The organism is Legionella maioricensis (assembly GCF_023618015.1).
Classification (GTDB): domain Bacteria; phylum Pseudomonadota; class Gammaproteobacteria; order Legionellales; family Legionellaceae; genus Legionella; species Legionella maioricensis.
The window spans coordinates 1-5,107 of the sequence record NZ_JAJKBJ010000049.1; the positions used below are offsets into that span (position 1 = coordinate 1).

Here is a 5,107-nt window from a genome sequence, read left to right on the forward strand (position 1 = left end):
GATCGCAAAAGAAACACTTGAAGAACTTGTTCAATCAAAAGATGAAGAGTTACAACAGAAACATGAGCAGCTAGAGAAACTAGCAGAAACGCTAAAACTGGTTGCTCAACAAAAAGCAGTTCTTGCTTTAGAGAAAGTAATTGCGAACAGTAGTCGAGACCAATTAGAAGATCTAGTTGAGGCTGAAGGTCCTGAGCGTCTTTTGGGGAAAGGTTTAGATCAATATGATGTTAATGCTTTAAACGAGGACCCTTCATTATTCAAGAAAGCTATTAAGGGTGCACAAGAACGTTTAGAGGTATTGGAACATCCACAACAAAAAATGGAGGCTGAAGAGCCCCCTCTTGAAATGTTAAGTAAGGTGCCTCATCAGGCTAAGAAGGAAGTACCTCTTGACCTAAGTGATTTAGAATCATTTAGGGAAGAGGATTCAAGAAGAAGTTCGCTTAGTCGATCTGATTCGTTCGATGAGTTTGGCGAAGAGGATGAGTTTTTGGAGGAAGAGGACAGAATAGATCGTCATAGATTACCTTCCAGCAGAACCTCTGTAAAACCTGTTTCAGGGGCTGCTGATCCGTCTCAACAGGAGGCATTTGATGCTTTAGTTGCCGCGATTGATCAAAGCATAGACTACGAATTACTGCAATTAATCAGTAGAGCCCATACGAAAGAAGACTTATTTAAGAAAACAGAATTTGGAAGGCTAAACTCCCAGAATGTACACGCATTACTGGATCATCCTGGCGAGATTGGAAAAATTGCTGAAAGAGCCCGTTTTCGTTTAGCTCGATTAGATCATAACCGTACTGGTGAGAAACACAATATTTTGGCGAGTCGTAGTCAGTGGCTGGCATTAGAACGACATAATCGTGGGGCATTAAAAGGCCCTATGGAAAAAGTAACGCCTCTACAACAGATACGTAAAGAATTAAGATATTTAGGTAAAACGCCCATGACCTGGGTTAATCCCGTATTTCAGGATTCTGCTAAGCTCGAGGCTATGAGGTTAGATCCCCATTTTCAAGAGTTAGCTGATGGCGTTGATGTCGTTGTACCTTATTTATATAAGCAACGCTGCATCATAAAAGAGTTTTTAGGCGGCTTACCTTCTGATCAGGATTTGAATGGAGAACAGTATGAAGATTATAAACAAGGGGTTATCGCTTATAGAACCACGTTAACACGTTATTTGCAACGAGTTGAAGACGAATTACGCATTCATATGCCCATACAAAAACTGTTGAAAGGAAATGAGGATAAGAAAAATCTTCTTGAGCAGCAGGGCATGCTACAAACTTTAAAACAAGCAAAAGAAGAACTGAAAGACATTAGACAGTTGTCCTCAATATTTACAGTATCTTACACCGATTATCCTATAGCGGATAAAAACAATCATTTAGACAGTAGTCGCAAAGTAGGTTTAGGGGCTTCTTTAGAAGTTTACGAGCCTGACAATCCACATCCCTATCAAATGGTTGATAGAGTTAAACCTGATCATTTCCGCGAACATACTATCGCTGTTAATAACCAGGTAGTTGGTCGATTTATTGAAGAGCGCATTGCCGCCATCGATAAAATTGGAGTAAAACCAAAAGTCAAATTGACTGTGACCTCATTCCCTCCTGCGACAGATGTGGATGGCCGAGTTGCTTTTTCTATGGCCATGGTGACTCAGATGCTGGCTGGCTTAAAGGAGCCTCCCTCAGCTAAAAATCCAATTATTTTGCGTGGCGAGAATACAGAGCAGCTTGAATATCTATGGACCGCATTAAGGATTATTGGGGATAAATCGCCTCATATGAAGTTTGGTCTTGAATCCATAAAAGTAGCTTCATCACAACACTTTAATCCTGCTAAAGAAATGGGCCAAGGGGCAGAGAAATTTAGTGCCGATTCTTGTTATAAAAAGAATTTTGAAAGGAGTCCCAAATTAAATCAATTGGTAGCGGACGTAGCTAAACTAGCTTCAGATAAATTTGGCCATACAGAGAAACAGCAAAAAGTCCACACCCATTCAGGACAAGCAGTCAGTGTTTTTAAAGGTAAGATGAAAGAGGCGTTGGAAGAAATGAGACAAGATAATTTAAATGAGGAAAGCGGACATCACTTTAAGTAACTCAATGACGGCTTTAAATTCCAGGGCAGGCGCTTAAGCTTGCCCATCTATTAAAATCACGTTAATCTTCGAGCAAAGAATATCTTTAATCTTCGTCATTTCGAGATCTGGAATAGGGCAGTGCTACATCCAGGAGATCTCTCGCTACGCTCGAGATGACGGGGGGATGCTTGAGATGACGGTGAGATGCTTGAGATTGCGGTGAGATGCTTGAGATTGCGGTGAGATGCTTGAGATTGCGGTGAGATGCTTGAGATTGCGGGAGAGGTTCGCGGCGACGGTAGCCACGTGGAGACGAGGTATAATCAATGGATAAAAAGGATAGACGGAATGTATGCCTTTAAACAAACGGGTTTTCACGTAATACGCTTTTTTAAGTCTATCTCCTTTTTTTTTAGTTTCATTGGCCATTTATGTCATAGTTGTAAAAATATTGTCACCCGGCACTTGGCAATTTCCTGGCCGAATTTATTAAAGGTGTTATATTACTCAGGCGTATCTTTAGCCATTCCGCTAATTATTATCAGTTCATTAATGGCTATGTCTTTGGCCATTAATAGCTATCAAATTTTTAGTAAATTTAATTTGCAAGGCCAGGCGCTTTCAATTGCACAAACTCTTTTGGTGCAGGATTTTTTACCCACTCTTATTGGCTTTGTCTTATGCGTGCAGGTTTCATTAAATATAATTAATGCTCGAATCAAGATCACCAAATTGCAACGTACCCCTCAAGAGGTTATTCTTGAATACATCCTGCCTATTATTATTGGGGTAAATATTACTGGATTACTATTACATACTTATTTGATAGGAGTCACTTTTTTAAGTCTTTATATTACGTTTCATCATATATTGAATATTAGTACGCAAATTTATTTAGTGGATATAAGACGCACGCTCACCGTACTTTTTTTTATGACTTCAGTGGCTAAGACTTTATTATATTGTTCCATTGTGAGTTTCACTGCCGGGTATTACTATTATCAAGTGGCTACGAGACATGTACCCTTAAGAAGAGCGGTGTCGCGTATCTTGACTCGTGGCTCTCTTTGGTTAACCTTAAGTAGTGTTTATATTAAATTTTTGAACCTATAGGGAAGATAATGCGTTCCGAAAAATTTTATACGTTGGTAGGTGTTTTTGTCGTGGGCGCATTTATTCTGATGATTATGGGGTCCGTGTTTTTTTATCAGGAGTACGTACATTCCAAACTCCAAATGTATGTGATGTTTTTTAAAGGGTCATTACAAGGCTTAAATTCAACAACGCCAGTAACTTATAGAGGGATTAAAATCGGGGAAGTGAAGCTGATTGAGGTTACGGAAAACAGAGCTCGGAATAAGGTAATGATTCCAGTTTATGTTGAGTTTTTTGTTGAGAAAAATTTTGGGTTTACCCAAAATCCAATTCACTTGTTAATTAGCAATGGCTATATTGCGCAGATATCCAAACCTAATTTTATAACGGGTAATGCAGAAATAGAATTAGTACAATCTAATGATAGCAGTCAGCCTAAACAAATAATGTTTCATGGTTATCCTATTTTTCCTACCCGAGATAAGATTGAAAAATACACAACCCTGGATGATTCTTTAAAAGCGGCCAAGAATACATTCGAAGCAATCAGGAAACTCGTGAGTTCTCAAGAGATCAAAGATCTCATCAAATCAACGAATGAGATGACTAATCACCTGGATAAATTAGCGATTAATGTAGGGGAATATCTACCACGGTCGTTGATTTATTTTAATCAGACAATGAAACAAATTGCTGATGCTGCTTCTTCTACTCAAAATTTAACAGATTATTTATCGCGTAATCCAGAGTCATTGGTAAGAGGTAAACGGTGAAAATAAATAAATTTATTATTATCCTTGTAGCAGGATTAATTCTATGTGCTTGTGGGCGCAGTAAGCAGGCGCAATTTTATATGTTAAATCCTGTTCCGCCCAAAATGGTTCCAGCAAGTCGTTATGCTTATTTAAAAATAGGAGTTGATGCAATTCGTACGCCGGCGTTCACCGAAAAACCGCAATTAATGATTTATGACAGTTTTAATCGAGTTCAGCTGGAAGAGTTTCATCAATGGGCAGAATCGTTGGATAAAAATATTAGGCGCGTAATCAAAACCAATTTAAATACTCTTTTACCCGGGGTCGTTATGGAGGATGCTCCTTGGGACATCGAATTTAAACCTGATTACACTTTGAAAATAAATATTTCTGAATTCAAAGTTGATCTTCTGGGCAATAGCAGCTTACGTGCGGATTACATTATTTTTCATCAGGGACAAGTCATTAAAAAATATGAAAAATTTTATCATACGAAAGTGCCTTCGGTAACGGTAGAGACTTTAGTTAGTAGCATGAATAGTAATTTAAACCATTTAACTCAAGATATTGCCAAAGCCTTGGCTGTTGAGAAACAGGTCAAAAGAAGTGAGCGTACAAGAGAACTTAATTAAAAGAGAACGAATGGTATTTTCTTGAGAACTAATTAATAACAATTCGGCATTTTGCACCATCAGTTATTAAGGTAATTTTACTGTCTTGCGTTAAAATTTGAGTTCCGCAATAGACATTGTCTCCATGGATAAAATTTTTTCTATAGCCAAAAATATATTTTTTATTTTTAGGTCCTTTGCCAGAATAAGACTTTCCCATACTTCCCTTAGCTTCCCCACCTACAAAATACCCGATGGCAAATGCTGATTTTTCATTGGTTTTTACCGTGATGGAAATTGCTTTTTCCGCAAAAGCAGGTACCGAAAATAAAGTGATTATCCCGATAAAAATTTTAATGGAATGCCTCATCATAGTGACTCCTCCAGAGTTACGCGTTGACATAAACCATTGATTAACGATTTTATGGTTAATTCTTATACTGAAATTCTCAATCCTATTTACAGCTACCAATTAAATTTTAGATGTTTATAATAAAATGTCTAATTTTTTGTTCTTATTTTTAACAAATTGCCTTGTTTATTATGGT

General features: G+C 37.8%; 5 protein-coding genes. 4 read left to right on the forward strand and 1 reads right to left on the reverse strand.

The features are described from left to right. The 4 genes from LOX96_RS17330 to LOX96_RS17345 all read left to right on the forward strand — a co-directional run. Window positions 1-2,116, forward strand: a 2,116-nt coding sequence (locus tag LOX96_RS17330) for a hypothetical protein (protein ID WP_250456450.1), incomplete at its 5' end; no start/stop codon positions are given. A gap of 330 nt (window positions 2,117-2,446) precedes the next feature. Further along, window positions 2,447-3,211, forward strand: coding sequence for an ABC transporter permease (locus LOX96_RS17335; protein WP_250424772.1), 765 nt, complete (start codon window positions 2,447-2,449; stop codon window positions 3,209-3,211). An 8-nt stretch (window positions 3,212-3,219) separates the two neighbouring features. Continuing rightward, on the forward strand, window positions 3,220-3,966 hold the full coding sequence (locus tag LOX96_RS17340; protein WP_250424771.1) for an MlaD family protein: 747 nt from the start codon (window positions 3,220-3,222) through the stop codon (window positions 3,964-3,966). Then, window positions 3,963-4,580 (forward strand): PqiC family protein, encoded by a 618-nt coding sequence (locus LOX96_RS17345; protein ID WP_250424770.1) that lies wholly within the window; start codon window positions 3,963-3,965, stop codon window positions 4,578-4,580. Before LOX96_RS17340 ends, LOX96_RS17345 begins: the two co-directional genes overlap by 4 nt. Window positions 4,581-4,608: 28 nt before the next feature. Here LOX96_RS17345 and LOX96_RS17350 read toward each other — a convergent pair whose 3' ends face one another. Next, the gene (locus tag LOX96_RS17350) at window positions 4,609-4,932 is read right to left on the reverse strand and encodes a hypothetical protein (protein ID WP_250424768.1); all 324 of its coding nucleotides are present in this window, start codon (window positions 4,930-4,932) and stop codon (window positions 4,609-4,611) included. Window positions 4,933-5,107 lie beyond the last annotated feature (175 nt).

Bases quoted from the DNA above. Each gene is read 5' to 3' on its own strand.
- LOX96_RS17350 (WP_250424768.1), bottom strand. From the start codon at position 4,932: ATGATGAGGCATTCCATTAAAATTTTTATCGGGATAATCACTTTATTT.
- LOX96_RS17335 (WP_250424772.1), top strand. From the start codon at position 2,447: ATGTATGCCTTTAAACAAACGGGTTTTCACGTAATACGCTTTTTTAAG.
- LOX96_RS17340 (WP_250424771.1), top strand. From the start codon at position 3,220: ATGCGTTCCGAAAAATTTTATACGTTGGTAGGTGTTTTTGTCGTGGGC.